This window comes from Bradyrhizobium sp. SZCCHNR2028 (genome assembly GCF_032380995.1).
Taxonomy (GTDB): Bacteria; Pseudomonadota; Alphaproteobacteria; order Rhizobiales; family Xanthobacteraceae; genus Bradyrhizobium.
The window spans coordinates 22841-43945 of the sequence record NZ_JAUHJF010000008.1 but is presented as its reverse complement, the minus strand read 5'-3'; the positions used below and the strand labels follow the sequence as shown (position 1 = coordinate 43945).

20 protein-coding genes are annotated in these 21105 nt (G+C 65.7%); 7 read left to right on the top strand and 13 right to left on the bottom strand.

The window, feature by feature from the left end; genetic code table 11:
• Position 1: 1 nt before the first annotated feature.
• Positions 2-967, bottom strand: coding sequence for an NAD(P)-dependent oxidoreductase (locus QX121_RS15285; protein ID WP_315797719.1), 966 nt, complete (start codon positions 965-967; stop codon positions 2-4).
• Between the two features lie 155 nt (positions 968-1122).
• Entirely contained in the window at positions 1123-2424 is a 1302-nt protein-coding gene (locus QX121_RS15280) for a Xaa-Pro peptidase family protein (protein ID WP_315758877.1), read from the bottom strand.
• Between the two features lie 122 nt (positions 2425-2546).
• On the opposite strand from QX121_RS15280, the gene QX121_RS15275 reads away from it, so the two are divergent.
• Genes QX121_RS15275 through QX121_RS15265 form a run of 3 tightly spaced genes read left to right on the top strand, consistent with a single transcriptional unit; the run spans position 2547 to position 5227 of the window.
• The gene (locus QX121_RS15275) at positions 2547-3605 is read left to right on the top strand and encodes a LacI family DNA-binding transcriptional regulator (RefSeq protein ID WP_315736094.1); all 1059 of its coding nucleotides are present in this window, start codon (positions 2547-2549) and stop codon (positions 3603-3605) included.
• A gap of 57 nt (positions 3606-3662) precedes the next feature.
• Entirely contained in the window at positions 3663-4481 is an 819-nt protein-coding gene (locus QX121_RS15270) for a CoA transferase subunit A (RefSeq protein ID WP_315812365.1), read from the top strand.
• Complete coding sequence (locus tag QX121_RS15265) at positions 4478-5227, top strand: CoA-transferase (RefSeq protein ID WP_315812364.1); 750 nt, start codon at positions 4478-4480, stop codon at positions 5225-5227. The genes QX121_RS15270 and QX121_RS15265 overlap by 4 nt, the downstream gene beginning before the upstream one ends.
• A 365-nt stretch (positions 5228-5592) precedes the next feature.
• Here QX121_RS15265 and QX121_RS15260 read toward each other — a convergent pair whose 3' ends face one another.
• The gene (locus QX121_RS15260) at positions 5593-6051 is read right to left on the bottom strand and encodes a hypothetical protein (RefSeq protein WP_315736088.1); all 459 of its coding nucleotides are present in this window, start codon (positions 6049-6051) and stop codon (positions 5593-5595) included.
• Between the two features lie 88 nt (positions 6052-6139).
• Entirely contained in the window at positions 6140-7603 is a 1464-nt protein-coding gene (locus tag QX121_RS15255) for a radical SAM/SPASM domain-containing protein (protein ID WP_315812363.1), read from the bottom strand.
• A 112-nt stretch (positions 7604-7715) separates the two neighbouring features.
• Here QX121_RS15255 and QX121_RS15250 point away from each other — a divergent pair, with 112 nt between their 5' ends.
• From QX121_RS15250 to QX121_RS15235, 4 genes are all read left to right on the top strand, one after another.
• Positions 7716-8177, top strand: coding sequence for a DUF1843 domain-containing protein (locus QX121_RS15250; RefSeq protein WP_315716327.1), 462 nt, complete (start codon positions 7716-7718; stop codon positions 8175-8177).
• Between the two features lie 19 nt (positions 8178-8196).
• Positions 8197-8667, top strand: coding sequence for a hypothetical protein (locus QX121_RS15245; protein WP_315777859.1), 471 nt, complete (start codon positions 8197-8199; stop codon positions 8665-8667).
• A gap of 94 nt (positions 8668-8761) precedes the next feature.
• On the top strand, positions 8762-9190 hold the full coding sequence (locus QX121_RS15240) for a hypothetical protein (RefSeq protein ID WP_315812362.1): 429 nt from the start codon (positions 8762-8764) through the stop codon (positions 9188-9190).
• A gap of 32 nt (positions 9191-9222) precedes the next feature.
• Positions 9223-10101 (top strand): caspase family protein, encoded by an 879-nt coding sequence (locus QX121_RS15235; RefSeq protein WP_315777861.1) that lies wholly within the window; start codon positions 9223-9225, stop codon positions 10099-10101.
• A 5-nt stretch (positions 10102-10106) separates the two neighbouring features.
• Here QX121_RS15235 and QX121_RS15230 read toward each other — a convergent pair whose 3' ends face one another.
• From QX121_RS15230 to QX121_RS15190, 9 genes are all read right to left on the bottom strand, one after another.
• Positions 10107-11579: a D-aminoacylase gene (locus tag QX121_RS15230; protein ID WP_315812361.1), complete on the bottom strand. Its 1473-nt coding sequence runs from the start codon at positions 11577-11579 to the stop codon at positions 10107-10109.
• A gap of 318 nt (positions 11580-11897) precedes the next feature.
• The gene (glgA, locus tag QX121_RS15225; protein ID WP_315782925.1) at positions 11898-13364 is read right to left on the bottom strand and encodes a glycogen synthase GlgA; all 1467 of its coding nucleotides are present in this window, start codon (positions 13362-13364) and stop codon (positions 11898-11900) included.
• Positions 13361-14626, bottom strand: coding sequence for a glucose-1-phosphate adenylyltransferase (gene glgC, locus QX121_RS15220; RefSeq protein ID WP_315736073.1), 1266 nt, complete (start codon positions 14624-14626; stop codon positions 13361-13363). Before glgC ends, glgA begins: the two co-directional genes overlap by 4 nt.
• Before the next feature lie 144 nt (positions 14627-14770).
• The gene (locus QX121_RS15215; protein WP_315736070.1) at positions 14771-15718 is read right to left on the bottom strand and encodes a carbohydrate kinase; all 948 of its coding nucleotides are present in this window, start codon (positions 15716-15718) and stop codon (positions 14771-14773) included.
• A 2-nt stretch (positions 15719-15720) separates the two neighbouring features.
• On the bottom strand, positions 15721-17367 hold the full coding sequence (locus QX121_RS15210) for an FGGY-family carbohydrate kinase (protein ID WP_315812360.1): 1647 nt from the start codon (positions 17365-17367) through the stop codon (positions 15721-15723).
• 30 nt (positions 17368-17397) lie between these two features.
• Entirely contained in the window at positions 17398-18171 is a 774-nt protein-coding gene (locus tag QX121_RS15205) for an SDR family NAD(P)-dependent oxidoreductase (RefSeq protein ID WP_315812359.1), read from the bottom strand.
• A 47-nt stretch (positions 18172-18218) separates the two neighbouring features.
• Positions 18219-19223: an ABC transporter ATP-binding protein gene (locus QX121_RS15200; RefSeq protein WP_315812358.1), complete on the bottom strand. Its 1005-nt coding sequence runs from the start codon at positions 19221-19223 to the stop codon at positions 18219-18221.
• A 17-nt stretch (positions 19224-19240) separates the two neighbouring features.
• Positions 19241-20071 carry a carbohydrate ABC transporter permease gene (locus QX121_RS15195; RefSeq protein ID WP_315812357.1) on the bottom strand — a complete coding sequence of 277 codons (831 nt, stop codon included), beginning with the start codon at positions 20069-20071 and terminating at the stop codon, positions 19241-19243.
• Positions 20072-20073: 2 nt separating this feature from the next.
• A complete protein-coding gene (locus QX121_RS15190) occupies positions 20074-20946 on the bottom strand; it encodes a sugar ABC transporter permease (RefSeq protein ID WP_315812356.1) in 873 nt (290 codons plus the stop codon).
• Positions 20947-21105 lie beyond the last annotated feature (159 nt).

Genomic DNA, 21105 nt, shown 5'->3' with positions numbered 1-21105 from the left:
GTTATCCCTCCGTCTCCAATCCCGTCGGCATCGGCACGTTCTCGGGCTGCAGCTTGAGACCCGCCGCGAGCGCGACGGTCTCCAGCAGCGCCGCAAAGTCCTTCTCCAGATAGCCAGCGGGATCCGGTTGCAGCGAGGCGGCGCCGACATGGGCCTGCAATGCCTCGCGCGTCGCGGCTGTCACCGGCATCGCGACGTCGAGCTGGCGCGCTGCCGACAGGCCGAGATCGAGATCCTTGCGCAGCAGCGGCGGCGTGAAGGTCGTGGTCCAGTCGAGATTGACCAGCGCGTTGCTCTTGTACCTGGTGAAGGTCGACCCCATGACGCTGGCGTTCATGAAGTTCAGGAAGGCATGGCGCGGCACGCCGGCCTTCTGCGCCAGGATGGTGATCTCGGCCAGGTTCTGGATCACGACGCCGAGGAACACGTTGTGCGCGATCTTGCAGATGCGCGCGAGCTCGCCCTCGCCGACATAGGACACGCCGGAGACGGCGATCTTCGCCAGATAGGGTGCGATGACCTCGAATGCGGCCTTGGGGCCGGAGACGACCGACGACAGCTTGCCGGCCTTGACGCATTTGCCGTTGCCGGACACCGGCGCCCGCACGAACTCACAGCCCAGTCGAACGAGCTTGGCGGCGATCGCCTCCGACTGCTCGATGCCGATCGAGGAGCAGTCCACCAGGATCCGGGGACGCGATCCAGAACCGGCGGCCACCAGGCCGTTGTCGCCGAAATAGACCTGCTCGAGATCCTTGCCCGTCGACACCATCGTGAACACGATGTCGCACGCGGCGAGATCGCGGGGACGATCGACGATGACGCCCCCTTTCGCCGCCAGCGGCTCGGCCTTGGCGCGGGTGCGATTGAAGATCGACACCTTGTGGCCGGCCTTGAGCAGGCGCTCAGCCATCGGATAGCCCATGCGCCCCATGCCGATCCAGCCGAGCGAATGCGTCGTGGTCATTGTCGTCTCCTCGTCCTACTTATCACGGATGCCGTCATTGCGAGGAGCGAAGCGACGAAGCAATCCAGAGTCACGGCTGCCGCCCTGGATTGCTTCGCTTCGCTCGCAATGACGAAAACACGAAGACCACTCTCCTGGTCGCACCGTCCGTTCGCTTAGTAGCGGTTGGCGATCGGCAATTCCTCGGCCGGGAACAGCGTGATCACCTGACAGCCCTTGTCGGTGACCACCACCTCCTCCTCGATACGCGCAGCCGAGAAGCCGTCGGTCGCCGGACAGTAGGTCTCAAGCGCGAACACCATGCCGGTCTTGATCTCCATCGGATTGTCCAGCGAGACCAGCCGCGAGATGATCGGGCGCTCATGCAGAGCGAGCCCGAGGCCGTGGCCGAACTGCAAGCCGAAGGCCGCCATCTCCGAGGGAAAGCCGAACTCCTCGGCCTTAGGCCAGACCTTGGCCACGGTGTCGGTCGAGACGCCCGGCTTGATCAGCGCGATCGCATTGTCGAGCCATTCGCGGCACTGCTTGTAGGCGTCGTGCTGCGCCGGCGTGGCGCGGCCGACGTTGAAAGTGCGGTAGTAGCAGGTCCGGTAGCCCTGATAAGACTGCAGGATGTCGAAGAACGCCTGGTCGCCCGGACGCAGGATGCGGTCGGTGAAATTGTGCGGATGCGGATTGCAGCGCTCACCGGAGATGGCATTGATCGCCTCGACGTCGTCGGAGCCCATCTCGTAGAGCATCTTGTTGGCGAGCGCGACGATGTCGTTCTCACGCACGCCCGGCTTCAGGTGCTCGTAGATCGAATGATAGACGCCGTCGACCATGGCCGCGGCCTGGTTGAGCAGCATGATCTCGTCGATGTTCTTGATCTCGCGCGCGTCCAGCATGACCTGCTGGCCATCGACCACCTTCATGCCGGCCTTCTGCAGCTCGAAGAACATCGCCGTTTCCGCAAGGTCGACGCCGACAGGCATGTCGGCAACGCCTGCGGCGCGCAAAAGACTCATGACCTCCTCGGCATGCGCCTTCATCAGCCCGACGGCCGGCGGCACGGTGCCGCGCATCCCGAGCATGCCGGCGCGGCAATTCTCCGGCGCCAGCCAATCACAGAACAGACGATGGTGGACGGCCGCCGAGCCGAAATCCCACACGATCGGCTCGCCGTCGCCGGCCAGCAGCGCGAAACGGCACAGCTTGTCGCGCTCCCATTCGCCGATCTTGGTGCCAGACACGTAGCGAATGTTGTTGACGTCGAACAGCAGCAGCGCACCATAGCCCGACGCCTTCAGCGCCGCGCGCGCCCGCGCCAGCCGGTAGCGCCGCAACCTGTCGAAATCGACGCGGCGCTCGAAATCCACCGAGACATGGCCATGCGACGGAATCGCCCGCCCCCAGCGCCAATGCGGATCGAGATGCTCCGGGCTGACCAGATGCGGCTTCAGCGCGCTCGCTGTCATGTGGACGTTTCCCATTGTTCTATTGCAATCGATTGCAAAGCCGAATTTATTGCATACACGCAAAGCGTGTCAAGGTATAGCATGATCAAAACGTCGTTGCGCGGCGACATCAGAGGCTGGGAATGAAACGGACATTGCGACCGGCAGCAGGCCTGCATGCGTCGTCCTCGCGCCCGACGATCAAGGACGTCGCCGCCCGTTGCGGTGTGCATCCCTCGACGGTCTCGCGCGCGCTCAGCCCGGCGATGAAGCACCTCGTCGCTGCCGATGTCGCGGACAAGATCCAGGCCGCAGCCAACGCGCTCGGCTACCGGCTGAACATGGCCGCCAAGGGCCTGCGCACCGGACGCAGCGGCCTGATCGGCGTGCTCGCGCCGGATATCGCCGACCCCGGCTTTCCGCCGATGCTGTCCGGCATCGCCGATCATCTCCACGCGCAGGGCTATGCGACGATCGTGGCCGACGCCGGCACAGAGGGGTCGGAGCGGGATCTCGTCGACCGGCTGATCGCGCGCGGCGTCGACGGTCTGGTACTGGCGACGGTGAGTTTGCGTGACGACGTCGTGAAGCACTGCCTGGATGCAGCGCTGCCGGTGGTGCTTGTCAATCGCGTCGACGCCGCCGGACTCCTGCCCTCGGCAGCAAGCGACGACGCCGCCGGCATGCGTCTCGCCGTCCAGCATCTCGTCGCGCTCGGCCACCGGCGCATCGGTCACGTCGCGGGCCCGCAGCACATCTCGACCGGCGCACGCCGCCGCGCCGGCTTCGAGGCCAGCATCAGGGCTGCGGGACTGTCGGCCCGCCATACGCCGGTCGAAGCCGTCGAAACTTATACGCGTGCGGCGGGTCGCGAGGCTGCGCTGCGCCTGCTCGCGCGGCGGACGCGCCCAACCGCAATCGTCGCCGCCAATGATCTGCTGGCGCTCGGCGTCTATGACGCGCTCGCCGCGCGCGGCCTGACCTGCCCCGGTGATATCTCCGTGGTCGGCCACAACGACATGCCGTTCGTCGACATGGTCGCGCCGCCGCTGACCACGGTGCGGATCGCCCAGCGCGACATGGGGGAAGCCGCGGCGCGGCTGCTGCTCGACCGCCTTGCCGGGCGCGAGGCAGCGACCGACCACATCGTCCTGGCGCCGGAGCTCATCATCCGCGGCTCGACGGTCGCATACGAGCACTGACAGGTCCGCGAGGCATCGCTACACTGCGCGGCAAAGCAACAACGGGAGGATACGCCGATGACGGAGATGGTCGGCCTGGAGGTGCTCGTCGCATCCATCGCACCGGGGCAATCGATCGCGATCCCGGTCGACCGTGCCGGCGTCTCGATGGCGGCGACGGCAGCGATGATCGAGGCCGGCCTCACCGGGCTGCATCTCGTCTGCGTGCCGATATCGGGCCTCCAGGCTGATCTGCTGATCGGCGCCGGCGTGGCCGCGGTGGTGGAAACCAGCGCCGTCTCGCTCGGCGAGGCCGGCGGCGCACCGCGCTTCGTCGCGGCCGTGCGCGACGGCAGCATCCGCCTGCGCGATGCCACCTGCCCTGCGATCCATGCCGGCCTGCTGGCCGGGCAGAAGGGCGTGCCGTTCATGCCGATCGCCGGCATCATCGGCAGCGATCTGCTGCAGGTCCGCCCCGATTGGAAGGTGATCGACAGTCCGGTCGGCGAGCCCGGCAAGGTGGTCGTGGTGCCGGCGATCACGCCCGACGTGGCGCTGTTTCATGCCCCCGAGGCCGACCGCTTCGGCAATGTCCGCATCGGCCGCTACCGTGAGCTGGCGACGATGGCCTATGCGGCGAAGCGCACGCTGGTCACCGTCGAGCGTATCGTCGATCGCGATTTGATGGCGACCGAGGACTCCGCCGCCGGCGTGCTGCCGACGCTCTATGTCGATGCGATCGCAGTCGCCGAGAACGGGGCCTGGCCGCTGCCGCTGTGGGACGAGTACGAGACCGATGGCGCCGAGCTGGCGCACTACGCCGCGATGGCGCGCACCGACGAGGGCTTTCGCAGCTATCTCTCCGCCTTCCTGACCCGCTGCAAGGAGGTGGCATGACCATGCACGACGAGCGCGCACGCAAAGAACTGCTGATCACCGTCATCGCCGACCTGCTCGATGGCATCCGCCATGTCGCCGTCGGCGCCTCGTCGCCGATCCCGGCGGCCGGCGCGATGCTGCTGCGCGCACGCAACGCGCAACAGGGCAAGCCGCCTGTCCGCATCTCGATCCTCGGCTCGAGCCGGCACAATTTCTTCACCAATGGCGGCGTCGAGCTGTTCGACTGCGCCGCGCAGGGCCGCGTCGACGCGTTCTTTCTCGGCGGCGGCCAGATCGACGGCGCCGGGAACATCAACCTGGTCGGCACCGGCGACTATCCGCGGATGGATGTGCGCTGGCCGGGCTCGTTCGGCTCGGCCTATCTCTACCATCTCATTCCGCGGGTGATCCTGTTTCGCGAGGAGCATTCGCCGCGCGTGCTGGTGCCGAAGGTGGATTTCGTCAGCGCCGCTGCGACCACGCCCGAGGTGAAGCGCCGCGGCGGACCGCATGCGCTGCTGACCAATCTGGCGCTGTTCGATTTCGACCGCGATCGCGGCGGCTTCCGGCTGCGCTCGGTGCACCCGGGCTACTCCGCCGACGACATGCGCGATCGTACCGGATTCGATTATGCGGTGCCGGAGATCGTGCCGCCGACGCCCGCGCCGGACCGGGCGACGGTCGAGCTGATCCGCGGCCGGATCCTCGACGAGCTCGCCGAATGCTATCCCGAATTCGCGCGCGCGATGGCTGCAGCGGCTTAGCTAGCGATCCAGGCCACGCCTGTCCAGGCTGGTGCCGACGCCAAAATTGGATCGCCAATTGGATGCATAGGCCACCGCACGCCGCGGGGCGGGCATTTTGAACTCGGCAAATCCGCCAAAGGCTTAAATGGACGAACGAAGTAAGAAAACTCAGAAGGGCCCATCGCCATTCCGCTGAGCTATGCTGCGACCGGAACGGTTTGCCGCCGCTGGTCGCGGCGGGTCTGGCGCACACACCGTCCACGATGCCCGGGGGGCCAAAGCCGCCAGTCGACTCGGTCGGCATCATGCGATGCCGCACCTGTGAAACCGGCGCACGGGCAAGCCGCGCGCCCGTCTTCAGCGTTGATCAGTTTCACTGTTGATCAGTGACGTGCCGCCGCAGCACCGGCATAGACACCGGCAATGAAGGCCGCCGCCGCTCCGGCAACGGGCACCAGCGCCGGAACGAACTTCGCGCCTGCCGCAGTATCGATGATCTGCTGCAGCGTATTGCCGTCCTTGGCCTGGGCGCACTCCTGGTAGATGCGCGTTGCGGCTGCTTCGATCTCGGCGAAGGTCGCCGTGCAGATCACCTTGTCGATGCCCTGATACGATACAGGTCCGGCTTTGCGGTCGTGAAGGTATTGATGCGTGAGTTGCAGGCCACCGCCGACGATCGCTCCTGCGGCTGCAGCGCCGAGCGCCAGCACGGCGGGCGCGATCTTCGGCCCGAATTCCTTCGCGCCCGCTGCTCCTGCTTCCGCGAACGCCAAAGCCGGCATGTGCAGCCAGGACACGGGAATGTTCGCCAACGCGGCTCTGACGTCTTCATTTGCATTCATGGGATACTCTCCTCGGTTGGGTTTGATTGGACCAGACGACTTTCGCCAGCGCCTTCCCGCGGCCGTAGGCACCGAAGAACGACTCCGCTCAACCTGCGGAGGCGCCCTTCGGTCCGGCGGGCGCCGCGATACGGCGCAGTATTTGTTCGATCTCGTTGTGGTGCTGCATGACGCGTTGCACGACCCGCACGTGATCATCGGCACTGTTCGTTGCGTCCGCGCCTGCGCGGCAATGCGGGCATTCCGGCTCTCCCTGATAGAAGAAGTGCTTGCAGGACTCGCAGAGCAGCAGCTGGTCCAGCCTCGCCGCAGCGTCAGGCGCGAGATCCTGGAACTCGTCGCTCGCGTACACTTCCTGGCCGTATCGGCCGCCGTGGGCGTCCTCGATCATGATGTCGAAGCAGCCATGGTCGAACGGCTGTCGTCCCGATGGCCTCGTCCGCTGCACGATCACCTCGCGCCAGCCGCGTTCGGCCAGCCGCAATACCCGGTAGTGGCAGAACGGATTGTTGCCAGGCCGTCCCGACAGCACGTGCGCGGTCCAACTGCACCCGGCGCGGCAAATCGGACCATAGTAGCACTTGGCGCAGAACCCCCAGCGGCGCCCGCGGCTCTCGTCGAGATCGCGCATGAAACGCAGTTCGGCGCTGTCGTTCCAGATGTCGGTAAATGATCGATCGCGGATATTGCCGCCGACATAGGCGGCCGTGGGGAGCGACGGGCAGCCCTTGATGGCGCCGTCAGCCTCGATTCCCAGGCCAGCCCGTCCGGCCTGGCAGCCGCCGTAGTATTCGAATCGTCCGGAGGTACTGCGCCAAGCCGCTTCGTATGGACCAAAATACCCGATGTTGTTACCGGGCATAAGCTGCAGGCCGCGATCGAGGCCCTCTTCGAACAGTGCAAACAGCTCCGGCATCAGCGCAGCGAGATCGAAGGGCTGCAGCAGCAAGGATGGAGCATCGGCCGCATTGCCCATGGGCACGGTGAGCTGAATCTGCCAGGCGGAGGCCCCGGCGTCGATGATCGTATCGAAAATGTCGCGCAGGCCCCCCAGGGTAAGACGATTGACCTGCGAGTTGGCGGTCGCCATCAGCCCATGCTTTCGCGCGTTCCGGAGCGCGGCCACCGCTTGGCCGTGGCTGCCCTTGATACCGCGGAGCCGATCATGTGTAGCGGCCGGGCCGTCGATGGAAACGCCGACGGTCTTGAGTCCGGCGCGCGCGGCTGCTTCGATCTTCGTTTCCGTGAGTGCCCGGGCGCCGGTCTGCAGGCCGCAGACAATGCCGTTACGAGTGATCTCCTCGACGAGGACTAGCCAATCGGGGCGGAGGTAAGCTTCGCCGCCGATCAGAACGATCTCCTTGGTGCCAGCGCGCGCAAGTTCGCCAATCAGAGCGATGCATTCCGCGGTGGTCAGCTCGTCATTGCGAGGTGCGCCGGCCCGGGACCCGCAATGGCTGCACTTCAGGTTGCAGAGAAGCGTGATCTCCCAGACCACATAGCGCGGTTGAGCGGTAGGCAAGCCGCCGGAAGGGATTGATCGGACCGGCATCTCGGTATCGGCGTGGGGTACACGAGAGAACATGAAATTTGCCGCGACATCGTTGACGATTGGTATCGTAAAATACTAACCTTAGATTGTATAGAGGACGAGGGAGGCGAATTTGGCGAAGGAAGGCGTTCCAGGCGGAGTGGTGCCTCTGTACGGCCTTGCGATCGGCAATGCGCTCGCAAGTGGCGGTATCACTCTGGATGAGTTGGTCACATTGCGCTCGCACGCGAAGGCAATCGTCGACGCTCAAGGCGATCTGGTTTCTGCGGTGAACGCGCTCGACGAGGAAATCGTCAAGCGCGGCGGACAGGCGGCCGCCAAGGGCGCGGCGCCTGCCGAGGTCGTGCCATCCGAACGCTTCACCGTGCAGATCACCGGCCTTCCGATCGAGCCACAGGCGAGACAGAGCATCGAGCAGGCCGTCAATAATGCGGTGAAGGCTGCCATTGCCGCTCACGATAGCGGCGGCGACCTGAAGATCACGGCGTTGTCTCAAATCCAATCGTTCGGGGGAACGCACGGCGGCGCCACTGCGGGTCTGATCGCCACGATCGATCTTCAGTCAGCGCCTTGAAGGTTTGGAGGGGGACATCATGACCGAGAAGAGTACAGCTGGCGGAATCGCATCCTTCGCCGGTGGAGCAATCATGGTCTATGGCGTTGCCATTGGCAACGCGTTGGCGGCGGCCGTCAAAGGGCCCGCATCCATCGACGATCTGGTGTCGTTGCGCGACCATGCGCGCCAGATCGTCGGCGTCCAGGGTGATCTTGTCGCTGCGCTGGCCGCTTTGGACGCTGAGATTGCGAAGCGTGGAGGCGCCAAGGCGGCGCCGGCGCCGGAGATGGAGCGCTTCGTCGCTCAGATCGATGGCGCTCCGCTCTCCGACCAGTTGAAGTCTGAGATCGAGCAAGCCATTCAGAAGGCGGTGACGGCCGAAATCGCAAAGCTCGATACGCGCGGCGACATGGTTGCGACGCCGCTGTCGCAGATCAAGGCGTTCGGAGCGGGACCTGGCTCCCAAATTTACGGAGCTGTCTATCGACCGAAGCTGGATAATCCCTGAGTGCGGTCGAATGCCCGGCACACGTTCGGATCACGGCGATGTCCAGACCAAGCAAGCCGGGCGAGGCGAGAGCGAATCGAGAGGCGTTCAGGCGATGTCCGATGCAGCATCCGTGAAGCCGAAGTCGGTGCCGATGTGCCCGAGTTCGCGCTGCGCCGACGGCAACACGCTGCTCGGCATCGTCAATGCCGAGGGCCGGATCGATTTCATTCCCGAGCGCTTCGAGGTCGACGCCGCCTTCGTCGCAATCGCCCGGCAGGGACGTCCGCCGGAACAGCGCTTTCGCTTCTCGTCGCCGTGCCTCGCGCGCGGCTGCGGGAAGTGGGATGGCAAGCGCTGTGGCGTCGCCAAGATCCTGAACGAGCACGGGCTGGAGCTCTTGCCGAATGAGCGCACCGTGGCGCTGCCGCGGTGTTCGATCCGCGCGAACTGCCGTTGGCACGGCGACTATGGCGATGCGATCTGCGCGATCTGCGCCTGGGTGGTTACGGAAAGCGGCAATCGGCTCGAACCGCCGGCTTGATGTTTGCGAGCCGAGACATCAGGGGGACAGAAATGGCCAAGGGCATTTCGCTGCATATCGGTCTCAATCGGCTGGACCCGAAGCACTATGCTGGGTGGGACGGCAAGCTGAACGCCTGTGAGAATGATGCGCGCGCGATGGAGGCGATTGCGAAGACGGCGGGCTATCGGACCGGCATTCTGCTCAGCGAGCAGGCCACGCGCGGCGCCGTGACTGACATGCTGACGATGGCCGCCCGCGACTTGAACAGCGGAGACATTCTGCTGCTCACCTATTCGGGCCACGGCAGTCAGGTTCAGGACCTCGACGGTGACGAGATCGACGCACTCGATGAGACCTGGTGCCTCTATGACGGACAGATGATCGATGATGAACTCTATCGCGTGTACGGCGCGATCGCCGATGGCGTTCGCGTTCTGATTCTCTCCGATTCCTGCCATAGCGGCACTGTGGCCAAGGTGAGCTACTACGAGATGGCGCAGGCCGCCGGCTTCGCCGGGAATTTGGATATCGCCGTGGCCGGCAGGGCCGCGACGAAAGGGATCAGCTATGCGCCCAAGTTCTTGCCGCAGGATATCGCCCTCCGTACTTATGAGCAGAACCGCGCATTTTATGAAGCCATCGGCCGGGCCGCGAAGGGCGGGCCGGGTGCGGAGTCGAGCGATGTCGCCAAGGCCAGCATCCGTCTGATCTCGGGCTGCCAGGACAATCAGGTGTCATTCGATGGCGCCATCAACAGCGTCTTCACCGCGGCGCTGCTGCTGGTCTGGGCGAACGGTCAATTCAAGGGCAATTACAACGATTTCCACCTTCAGATTCAGCGCAAGATGCTGCCGACGCAATCGCCGAACCATTACAGGATCGGCAAGGAAGATCGTGAGTACGACAGCCAGCGCCCGTTCACGATCTAGCTAGATCACTGCAATAATACGCGCGTGATCACCTGCCCCGCATGCGCCTTCTGGTGCGCCCCCTGCCACCAGGTCAGCGCGCCGTTGACGATGACGGCCTCGATGCCGGCGGCCGGCACGCAGGGGTCATCATAGGTCGCGCTGTCACGCACGCTGGCCGCATCGAAGATCGTGATGTCGGCGTGGTTGCCGATCGCGATCGTGCCGCGTCCCTTGATGCCGAAATTCTGCGCGGTCAGCCCGCTCATCTTCCAGACCGCGGTTTCCAGCGAGAACAGCTCGAGCTCGCGGCAGTAATAGCCGAGCACGCGCGGGAACGTGCCCCAGAGCCGCGGATGCGGACGCTCGCCGAACGGCAGGCCGTCGGAGCCGATCATGGTCGGCTCGAAGGCGAGGATGGTCTGCACGTCGGCCTCATCCATCGCGAAGTAGATCGCCGACGCCGGCTGCAGCCGCTTTGCCGCTTCGAGCCGGTCGACGCCCCAGCCCGCGGCGATGTCGGCGAGATCGCGACCCGCCACTTCGGGATGCGGCCCGGAGGCCGCGACGACGACCCTGACCTGCAGCTTGGCCGGATCGGTGTGCAGCATGGTCGACGAGGCGTTGTAGGGGTAGCAGTCCAGCGCGACGCATTGGCAGCTCATCGCCTTCGTGATCAGCGGCAGCGTCTCCTTGGTGCGGCCGAAATTGGCGGGGCCCACCACCTTGTGATGCGAGATCACCACCTGGACGTCGAGCGTCTTGCCGATGGCAAAGCTCTCCTCCAGCGACTTGATCACGTCGTTCGCCTCGTTGCGCATGTGCGTCGCGTAGACGCCGCCGCTGCCGGTGAGCGGCCGGCAGACCTCGATGATCTCCTCGGTCGGCGCCGCCTCCGCCGGCGGATAGAACGTCCCGGTCGAGACGCCGATGGCGCCGGCGTCGAGCGCCTCCTGCACATGAGCCCGCATCTCGGCGATCTCCGCGTCGGTCGCGGCCCGGCCGAGGTCGCTCACGACCGAGGCGCGCAGCGCGGTGTGGCCGACCATCGGCGCAACGTTGACGGCGGCCGGTGCCGCGCGCAGTGCAGCCACGTAGTCCGCAAACGAGGCGTACTCTGCGACCCGGCCGTCGCCGGGCGACAGCAGGCCGAGCGGCATCGGCCGCGGCGAGCCCGGCTTCAGCGGCGCGATGCTGACGCCGCAATTGCCGGTCACGACGGAGGTCACGCCCTGCGAGACTTTGCAGATCATGTCGGGATCGACCAGCACCGCGCTGTCGTCATGGGTGTGGGAGTCGATGAAGCCCGGCGCAACGATGCGGCCGGTGGCGTCGATGACGCGTGCAGCCTTGCGGCCACCAAGCTCGCCGATGGCGACGATGCGACCGTCCTTGATGCCGACATCGGCCTCGAAACGTGGCGCGCGCGTGCCGTCGATGACGGTGCCGCCGCGGATGATCAGGTCGAAGGAGTCGGAGGAAGGCTGGGTATCGGTCATGAGGTCTCGCGCAGGGATATTGATCGGAGCTGGCGGGACTATCCGCTGCACGCCTCTGGGCGTCCAGCGGGATCGGCATGAGGTGCGCGCTGGGCTGGGCTGCAAGCCTCGCGACCGCTGGCACTGCGTCAACAAGGAGCGCGATGTCACCGTCATTCCGGGGCAATCGTCAATGCGCAGCCGCGAAGCGGCAACACGTTGACGATTAAAACCGGAATCCCGAGATTTCAGGAACGGACGCAAGACAACATCGAGATTCCGGGTTCAAGGCCTGCGGCCTTGCCCCGGAATGACGGTGGTCGTAACGTCGTCAGTCCTTCAAGCCGCCGGCCGCCGCTGCGCGACGATCTGCCGGTAGAGTTCGGCATAACGGCCGGCGCGATGCCGCCACGACACGTCGGTCAGCATCGCATTGAGCTGCATGCGGGTCCAGTTCGCGGCGTTGCTGCGCGAGGCGTAGAAGGCCGCAGCGGCGCGGCGCAGGGTCTGATCGAGCGCCTCCGCCGTCACGGAGGCGCACTTGAACCCCGTTGCGGCGACGCCGGCCTCGGTCTCGTCGATGACGGTGTCGGCGAGGCCGCCCACGGCGGTGACGATCGGCAGCGCGCCATAGCGCAGGGCGCAGAGCTGCGTCAGGCCGCACGGCTCGAACCGCGACGGCACGACCAGCGCGTCGCAGCCGGCCTGAATGAGATGCGCCAGGCTCTCGTCATAGCCGATGACGACGCCGATCTGTCCTGGATGGTGCGCGGCGGCTGCGCGGAATGCGTCGCGCAGTTCGGCCTCGCCGTCGCCAAGCAGGGCCAGCTGAATCCCGCTACCGGTCAAGGTCGGCAGGCAGGATAGCAGCAGGTCCAATCCCTTCTGCGACGTCAGCCGGCTGACGACACCGAGCAGGAACGTCTCCGGCGCGACCTGCAGGCCCATGCGCGTCTGCAGCGCCGCCTTGTTCGGTGCCCGCGCCTCGATCCGCTCGATGCCGAAATGCGATGGGATGGCCGAATCGCTGCCGGGATCCCACACCGCCGTATCGATGCCGTTGAGGATGCCGACGAGGTCGGACGCGCGCTGGCGCAGCAGGCCGCCGAGGCCCATGCCCTGCTCGTCGCTCTGGATCTCCCGGGCGTAGGTCGGCGACACCGTCGTGATCTTGTCGGCGAATTGCAGTCCCGCCTTGAGGAAGCTGATGTCGCCGTAATATTCGAGGCCGTAGATCGAGAAGGATTCCGGCGGCAGGCCGAGCGGCGGCAGGAAGTGACGCGGAAAGCGGCCCTGGAAGGCGAGATTATGCACGGTCATGACCGTGCCCGGATGCGGCCGGTGGCTGTAGAGCAGATAGGCCGGCACGAGCCCGGCCTGCCAGTCGTGGCCGTGGACGATGTCGGGCACGAAGGCCGGCACCGCGCCGAGGCCGATATAGGACGCCGCTCGCGCCAGCGCCGCGAAGCGGAACGCATTGTCCGGCCAGTCCTTGCCGTCGGGTCCCAGATACGGGTTGCCCTCGCGGTCATAGAGATGCGGCGCATCGAGCACGAACAGATCGAGCGCACCATGACTGCCGCCGAGCAGCCGGGCATTGCCGCCGAAGAAGTTCGGCAGCGAGCTGATCTCGCTGGCCTGCTCCAGCGCGGTCATGACTGCGGGGTAACCCGGGATCAGCGTGCGGACCTCGACGTCCTCCGCCATCAGCGCCCACGGCAAGGCGCCGACGACATCGGCGAGCCCGCCCGTCTTGACGATGGGATAGACCTCGGAGGCAACCGACAGAACGCGCAGTGGCGTCATGAATTGAGCCCATCGATCATCGGCTGGGTAATCAAGGTCACGCCGTTCTCCGTTGTCCTGAACCGCTTGGCGTCGAACTCCGGATCCTCGCCGACCACGAGCCCCTCCGGAATCTGCACGCCGCGATCGACCACCACGTTGGTGAGGCGCGCATGGCGCGCGACGTTGACGTAGGGTAGCAGCACCGCGTTCTGCAGCTTGGCATAGGAATGCAGATGAGCGCCGGTAAACAGCAGCGAGCGCTGCACCTGGGCACCGGAGACGATGCAGCCCCCGGACACCAACGAGCACGTCGCCTCGCCGCGACGGCCATCCGTGTCATGGACGAACTTGGCCGGCGGCGTGATCTCCGAATAGGTCCAGAGCGGCCAGGAGCGATCGTAGAGATCGAGCTCGGGCACGACGTCCGTCAGATCCAGATTGGCCGCCCAATAGGCGTCCACCGTTCCAACGTCGCGCCAGTAGCTGCCCTGATCGTGGGCGGCGCGGACACAGGAGCGCGAGAACTGGTGCGCCACGGCGCGGCCGTTCCTGACGATGTAGGGAATGATGTCGCGGCCGAAATCATGGTTGGAATTCGGGTCCGCGGCGTCGCGCTTCAGCTCCTCGAACAGGAATTTGGCGTCGAACACGTAGATGCCCATGCTCGCGAGCGACCTGTCGGGCTTGCCCGGCATCGGCGGCGGATCGGCCGGCTTCTCGATGAAGTCGCGGATCGTGTCGTCCTCATTGATGTGCATGACGCCGAAGCCTGAGGATTCCTCGCGCGGCATCTCCAGGCAGCCGACGGTGACGTCGGCGCGCTGGTCGACATGCTGCTGCAGCATCAGCTCGTAGTCCATCTTGTAGATGTGATCGCCGGCCAGCACGACGATGTATTTCGTGTTGTAGGTCTCGAGGATGTCGATGTTCTGGTACACGGCGTCGGCCGTTCCGACGTACCACATCGTCTCCGAAACGCGCTGGCTGGCGGGCAGGATGTCGAAGCTCTCGTTGCGCTCGGGACGGAAGAAGTTCCAGCCCATCTGCAGATGCCGGATCAGGCTGTGCGCCTTGTACTGCGTCGCCACCGCGATGCGACGGATGCCGGAGTTCACGGCGTTCGACAGCGCGAAATCGATGATGCGCGACTTGCCGCCGAAATAGACGGCGGGCTTGGCGCGCCGGTCGGTCAGCTCAAGCAGCCGGCTGCCGCGTCCGCCGGCCAACACGAAGGCCAGCGCGTGACGAGACAGCGGCTCGGTCCGTGCGGCGGGTGCCATGGTTCTCCTCCCTGCAACTCGTTGTCGCGTCAAGAATTCCGCGGCCCGGACAGGGGCGTCTCGCGATCGCGCTCCGTCTCCCGGTACTCACATATGACGAGGGAACAGCCAACCAGTTCCCAATGACGAGTGCAATGGGGTGCTTCAGCCCAGGCGATCCCAGGTTGCAGCCATGTCGTCCCAGCGCGGCGGGTCAGCGCCCTCGCGGGTGCAGGTGACGGCCGCACACGCCCCGGCAAAGGCGAGCACCTTGCGCAATTCGGTCTGGCTCAATCCCCTCAGGGCCTCCCGGCCGATGCGGCCGAGCTTGCGCAGCGCGAACAAGAGCCCCGCCTGGAATGTGTCGCCGGCCCCGATCGTATCGACCACCTCGACCTGGGGGACCGCGACTTCGACCGCGCCGGCTTGCGCATGCCAGCCGAGCGCCCCCTTGGGACCCCGCGTGACGACGACCAGGCTGGTGCCGCGCGCCAGCAGCGCGTCGGCCCGCGCAGCGTAATCGTCGTGGCCATGCAGATAGTCGAAATCGACATCCGACATCTTGATCAGGTCGGCGCTTGCGGCAAACCCATCCATGTCAGCGCGATAGCCGGCCTTATCAGTCACCAGATTCGGACGGCAGTTCGGGTCGAAGGAGATCGTCACCGCGCCCTGCGTGGCGGCGATCAGCGCACGGGTCTGCGCGGCGCCGAGATCGTGGATCAGCGTGGTCGAGCCGACATGGATGGCATCAATGTCGGCAAAGGGGATGCTGCCCGGCCGGAACGTCCATTTCCGCGCGGCGGTCTCGGCGTCGTAGAAGGCATACTGCGCCTCGCTGCCGACATGGCGCACGAAAGCGAGCGTGGTCTGGTCAGGGCTGCGCGTCGCGTAGCCGAGGTCGACGTTCGAGCCTTGCGCATGCGCCGCGATCATGGTGCCGAACAGGTCGGTCGAGATGCCGCCGACGAAGCCCGTGGGCGCACCGAGCCGCGCCACGCCGACGGCGACGTTCAGGCACGAGCCGCCGACCACCGGCCGCAAGGCATCGCGGCCGTCGGCCGATCTGGCCGGAACGAAATCGATCAGCGCATCGCCGCAGCTCAGGATCATGGTCATGCCTCCCAGTCGACCCCATGCATCACGGAACGGCTCTCGCGATCAAGCGTCCGCAGCAGGCCGTGGATGCGGCGCTTGCGGCGATGGAAGGCCGCGATGTCCGGATCGGTCGGATCGCTGAGGCGGCCGAGCGAGGACATCGACGCCATCGTTTCGCCGATTGAGCGAAAGCCGCCGCTCGCCACCGCGCCGAGCATGGCCGCGCCGAGCAGCACGGGCTCCTGGGTGCCGGGCAAGGCCACCGTCAACCCCGTCGTGTCCGCCATGATCTGGCGCACCAGCGGACTGCGCGAGGCGCCGCCGGCCATGACCAGCGTCCGGCTGCTGACGCCGTTGGCGGCGAAGGCGTCGATCACGTCGGCCAAGCCATAGGCGAGCCCGCACAACCCGGCCACGAACAGCCGCTCCATCGCTGAGATATCGGTATCGAGATCGAGGCCGGCGATGACGGCGCGCGAGTCGGGATCGGCATAGGGCGAACGGTTGCCGAGAAACTCAGGGAGGATGTGGAGATCCCGCGCCAGCAGCGCAGCGGCGCCGGCATTCGGCACTCGCGCCATGATCCGCTTCTCCAGAAAGCTGATGACGTCGAGCCCTTCGGCACGCGCGGCGGCCGTGGCCTCGGCAAACGCCGGGTGCGAGCGCAGCAGGTGATCGATCGCAGCCCCCGCAGCGGACTGGCCACCCTCGTTGAGCCAGAACTCCGGCACCATGCCCTGATAGTACGGTCCCCATACGCCGGGCACGAAGGACGGAGCGCGCGTCGTCGCCATGATGCAGGCCGAGGTCCCCATGATATAGGCGAGGCGCTCGCAAACATCGACCTCGCCGCGCTCAGCCGCGCGGCCGCCGATCGCGCCGATGCCGCCGGCGTGGGCATCAATCAGCGCCGCGCCGACCGGTGTGCCTGCAACCAGTCCGAGTTCTTCGGCCGCGTCCTGCGACAGCCCACGGCCGAGCGGCGTGCCAGGCGCAACGATCTCGGTGCCGATCCGCGCGAAATCTTCTGCGACGAAATCCTCCAGCCCGATGCGGCGAAAGTAGGCCGCGCTCCAGCGCGTCTCATGCGCGAGATAATTCCATTTGCAGGTGACGGTGCACATCGAGCGCGCCAAAGAGCCTGACGCACGCCAGGTCAGGAAGTCGGCGAGATCGAAGAAATGGCCTGCCGCATCGAAACTCTTGCGCAGGTGCCGCTTCAGCCACAGCAGCTTCGGCATCTCCATTTCCGGGGAGATCGAGCCGCCGACATAGCGCAGCACCTCGTCTCTGGTCGCATTGATGTCGCGCGCCTCCATCAGCGCGCGATGATCCATCCAGACGATGACGTTGCGGGCGGACTCGCCGGAGCTGCTGACGGTGACGGGAGCACCCGATGGGTCCAGCGCCACCAGCGAGCAGGTAGCGTCGAAGCCGATGCCCTTGATCAGCTCCGGCGCGACAGCCGCTTCCGCCAGCGCGGCTTTGACCGAGGCGCAGCAGGCACGCCAGATGTCGTCAGACGACTGCTCGACGACGTCGCCGGCCTCATGCCAGGTCTGGATCGGATGCCGCGCCGCGGCAAGCAGGCGGCCGTTACAGTCGAAAATCCCGGCGCGCGTGCTGGTTGTGCCGACATCGACACCGATGAACGCCTGCCGCATGTTTCGCTCCCGTCAAATTTTGACGCGAGCTTACCAGCAAGTGTAGCCGCCATCGACAACGACGACGCTGCCGGTCATCAAACTTGCCGCTTCCGAGGCCAGGAACAGGACGACCGACGCGATCTCCTCGACCTGCCCCATGCGGCCCATCGGGGTTCCGCCGATCCAGGCGTCGTACATGCGCGGATTGCTCTTCACGAAGGCGTTCAGCGGCGTCTCGATATAGGTCGGCGCGACCGCGTTGACCCGGATGCCGCGCGCGCCCCATTCGGCCGCCAGCGACTTGGTCAGATGATGCACTGCGGCCTTGGAGGCGTTGTAGAAGCACTGCTCCTGCGGCTTGTTGACGATGAAGCCGGACATCGAGCCGATGTTGACGATCGTGCCGCTGTTGGCCGCCAGCATGTGCTTGCCGAAGGCGCGGCAGCACCAGAAGGTGCCGTTGAGGTTGACGTCGAGCACGTTGAGCCAGTGCTCGTCGGTGACGATCTCGGCCGGCGTCTCGCTGCGCGCGATGCCGGCGTTGTTGACGAGGATGTCGAGGCCGCCGTAGCGCGCGACCAGATCGTCGGCCACCTCGTTGACTTGAGCCGAGTTGGTGACGTCCATCAGCGCGGTCTCGGTGTCATAGCCCTTGGCCTTCATCGCCGCCTGCCCGTCCGCCGCCGCCTTGGCGTCGCGATCGGCGATCACGACATGCGCGCCCGCCTCCGCCAGCGCCTCGACGCAGGCGAGGCCGATGCCCTGCCCGCCGCCGGTGACCAACGCGGTCTTGCCGTTCAGCTTGAATTTTTCGAGATACATCGTCGTCGTCCGTTGTTGTCGTTGACGCCCGGAGGGGACGTCACCTCTCATGCGAAGATCGAATTGCCATTGGCATCGAAGCGATAGATGCGGTTCGGCTCCGGCCGCAGCGTCACCGCATCGCCGGCGCTGAGGCGCTTTTCGCCGACGACGCGCACCGTGAGCGTGCCGAGCGCGCCGGCATCGACATAGAGAAAGGTGTCGCTGCCGAGGTGCTCGGCGATCACGACCTTGCCCTGCCAACCGTGCCCGTCATCGACGACAGCGACATGCTCGGGCCGCACGCCGATCGTGGTCGCATGGTGTTTGTCCGCTTCCGCGCCGGTGATCAGGTTCATCTTCGGCGAGCCGATGAAGCCGGCGACGAACAGGTTGGCCGGTCGCTGGTACAGCTCGATCGGCGAGCCGTACTGCTCGATGCGGCCGGCATTGAGCACCACGATCTTGTCGGCCATGGTCATGGCCTCGACCTGGTCATGCGTGACGTAGATCGCCGTGGTGCCGAGCTGCTTCTGCAGCCGCGTCACCTCGAGCCGCATCTGCACCCGCAGCGCGGCATCGAGATTGGACAGCGGCTCGTCGAACAGGAACGCTTTGGGCTCGCGCACGATGGCGCGGCCGATCGCGACGCGCTGGCGCTGGCCGCCCGAGAGCTCGCGCGGCTTGCGGTCGAGATAGGGCGTGAGGTTCAGGGTCGCCGCGGCGGCCTCGACCTTCTGATTGATCTCGGCCTTGGGCAGCCCGGCCATCTTCAGGCCGAAGGCGATGTTGCCGCGCACGCTCATATGCGGATAGAGCGCGTAGGACTGGAACACCATCGACAGGCCGCGCTTGGCCGGCGGAACGAAGACGACGTTGTTGCCGTCGATCAGGATGCGGCCGCCGGAGACGTCCTCCAGCCCCGCGATCAGCCGCAGCAACGTGGTCTTGCCGCAGCCGGAGGGCCCGACGAACACGACGAACGCGCCGTCGGGAATATCGAGATCGGCACCCTTGATGATGTGGACCGGCCCGAACGATTTCTGCACACCTTCCAGCGTGATCCGTCCCATGTGATCCAGCCCTTTCGTTACTTCACTGCGCCGAAGGTCAGCCCGCGCACGAGCTGCTTCTGGCTGAACCAGCCGATGATCAGGATCGGCGCGATCGCGAGCGTGGACGCCGCCGACAGCCGCGCCCAGAACAGGCCTTCCGGGCTCGAATAGGAGGCGATGAAGGTGGTCAGCGGCGCCGCATTCAGGGTCGACAGGTTCAAGGTCCAGAACGCCTCGTTCCAGGCGAGGATGAGATTGAGCAGCAGCGTCGAGGCGAGGCCTGGGATCGCCATCGGCGTCAGCACGTAGATCAGCTCGCGCCCGATCGTGGCGCCGTCCATCCGCGCGGCTTCAAGGATGTCCTTCGGGATCTCCTTGAAATAGGTGAACAGCATCCAGATCACGATCGGCAGATTGCCGAGGCAGAGGATGAAGACCAGCCCGGTGCGGGTGTCGAGCAGACCGAAGTTCTTGTAGATCAGGTAGATCGGCACGAGCACTCCGACCGGCGGCATCATCTTGGTCGAGAGCATCCAGAGCAGGATGTCCTTGGTGCGCCTGGTCGGCGAGAACGCCATCGACCACGCGGCGGGAATGGCGATCAGCATCGCAATCAGGGTCGAGCCGCCGGCGATGATCAGCGAGTTCAGCGCGTGATGCAGATAGTCGCTGCGCTCCTGCACGGTGGCGTAGTTCTCGGTGGTCCAGTGGAAGAACAGGAACGACGGCGGCGTCGCGAACGCCTCCAGCTCGGTCTTGAAGCTCGCCAGCACCATCCACAGGATCGGGAAGAAGATCACGATCCCGGCGAGCCATGCGGCTACGGTCGAGATCACGACATGACGTCCGGTGACCTTGCGCGCCATGGTCAGACCTCCAGATTGCGGCCGACGATGCGGACCAGGAAGAAGGCGACGATGTTGGCGATGACGACCGCGACGAGGCCTCCCGCCGAGGCGGTGCCGACATCGAACTGGATCAGCGCCTGCGAATAGACCAGGAAGGCGATGTTGGTGGTCTGCAGCCCCGGCCCGCCGCCCGTCGTGACGAAGATCTCCGCGAACACGGTCAGCAGGAAGATGGTCTCGATCAGGATCACCACCGTGATCGGGCGCGCCAGATGCGGCACGGTCAGGTAGATGAAGCGCGACAGCGCGCTGGCGCCATCCATCTCGGCGGCCTCCTTCTGCTCCTCGTCGAGCGACTGCAGCGCGGTCAGGAGGATCAGGGTCGCGAACGGCAGCCATTGCCAGGCGACGATGAAGATGACCGCGAGCAGCGGCACATCGGTGAACCAGTCGATCGGCGTCATGCCGAGCGAGGTCGCGATCCAGGCGAACAGGCCGGACACCGGATGCATCAGCAGGTTCTTCCACACCAGCGCGCTCACCGTCGGCATTACGAAGAACGGCGCGATCACCATCAGCCGGATGATGTTGCGGCCGATCACGGGCTGGTCGAGCAGCAGCGCCAGCGGAATGCCGAGGCCGATCGTCAGCAGCAGCACCGAGCCGACCAGCACCAGCGTGTTCTGCAGCGAGGCGAGGAAGGCCGGGTCGGTGAGGAAGTACTCGAAATTCTCCAGGCCGACGAAGCGCTCGGAGCCGGGGTCGAGCAGGCTGTAATGCAGGGTCGAGAAGTAGACCGTCAGCGCCAGCGGCACGATCATCCAGATGAACAGCAGGATGACCGCGGGCGACAGCAGCGCGCGGGCCAGGATTTGCGTCTGTCTGGTGGCCATGACCGCCGTTCCTTGTTCGCTCGACAGATATTGCCGTCATTGCGAGCGAAGCGAAGCAATCCAGAACACGGGCGGGACTCTGGATTGCTTCGTCGCCTTCGGCTCCTCGCAATGACGAGCTGATGGCTAGCCGTAGGGTGGGCAAAGGCGCGGAGCGCC